Annotated in this window: 2 protein-coding genes; both read right to left on the bottom strand. The window is 72.5% G+C overall.

All coding sequences use genetic code 11. From position 1 onward, the window contains the following. Positions 1-43: 43 nt before the first annotated feature. On the bottom strand, positions 44-769 hold the full coding sequence (locus ABTX81_RS39560; protein WP_350555787.1) for a DUF742 domain-containing protein: 726 nt from the start codon (positions 767-769) through the stop codon (positions 44-46). Positions 770-930: 161 nt separating this feature from the next. Beyond that, on the bottom strand, positions 931-1,146 hold a 216-nt coding region (locus tag ABTX81_RS39565; protein WP_502892965.1), incomplete at its 5' end, for a roadblock/LC7 domain-containing protein.

Genomic DNA, 1,146 nt, shown 5'->3' on the forward strand with positions numbered 1-1,146 from the left:
GACGATCTTCGCGGAGGTGGTGGCGCGGGTGGGGGCGGCCGCGTTAGAGCTTGCGAAGTCCACTGAGGACCCTTTCGAGCAGCGTGACGTCGGGCTGGTTTCCGGATTCGCCGCCGGAAGCGGGCTGGTGGATGGCGACCAGGCCGGCTTCGGCCAGGTCGGCCACGAGGATGCGGGCCACCCCCAGGGGAAGGGAGAGCAGCGCCGAGACCTCGGCCACCGACTTGACTTCGGTGCACAGGGTGCAGATCCGCTGGTGCTCGGGGAGCAGGGTGGCCAGGCGTTGCGGATCCACGTTGGCGGAGACGAGCGCCTCCAGGGCGAGCTCGTAACGGGGCCGGGTCCGTCCGCCGGTCATCGCGAACGGGCGGATCAGCGGGCCGGAGTCGACCTCGTCGTCGAAGTCGTCGCCCGCGCCGGGGTCCTGGACCGGCGCGTGGTGGCCGGGCGCCGGGGCGGGCTGTCCGGCCGGCTGCCCGACGGCCGGACCGCGGCCGGGAAGGTGACCGGACTGGTGTCCGAGCGTCCCGTCCGGGTAGCCGGGCGGGGGAGCGTCGTACGAGGGCCGGGGCTGGGCGTACTGGTCGTACTGCCCCGGCGCGTACGGCTGGCCGTACGACGGCTGGCCGTACTGCTGGCCGTGCTGGCCGTGGAGCGGCTGGCCGTACTGCTGACCGTGGCCGACGACGCCGGGTGCTCCGAAGGCGTCATGGCCTGTGCCAGGGTACGGAACGCCGTACTGGCCGGCGCGGTCGTCGGGCGGTGTCACGGTTCCTCTCCTCACAGGGTGCGGCGGTGCGGTGCGAGCTCGGGCACGGGTCCGGAGCCGGTGGTGCGAAGGCCGTACAACGCCCGAACCCGAGCCCGCCGAAGCGGGCCCGGGACGAGCGCGGAGGTGCTTCGAATACCTGGACGGTATCCGACGAACCGTCAGTGCAGGAGACTGCCCTGGAGTTCTGCGCGGAGTGCGGGGGTGAGGACGGCGCCGGCGCGGTCGACGAGCAGCGCCATCTCGTATCCGACGAGGCCGATGTCGGAGTCCGGGGAGGCGAGGACGGCGAGCGCGGAGCCGTCGCTGATGGCCATCAGGAAGAGGAAGCCGCGCTCCATCTCGACGACGGTCTGGTTGACCTCGCCGCCCTCGAA

It is taken from the genome of Kitasatospora sp. NPDC097605, from assembly GCF_040302725.1.
Lineage (GTDB): Bacteria > Actinomycetota > Actinomycetes > Streptomycetales > Streptomycetaceae > Kitasatospora.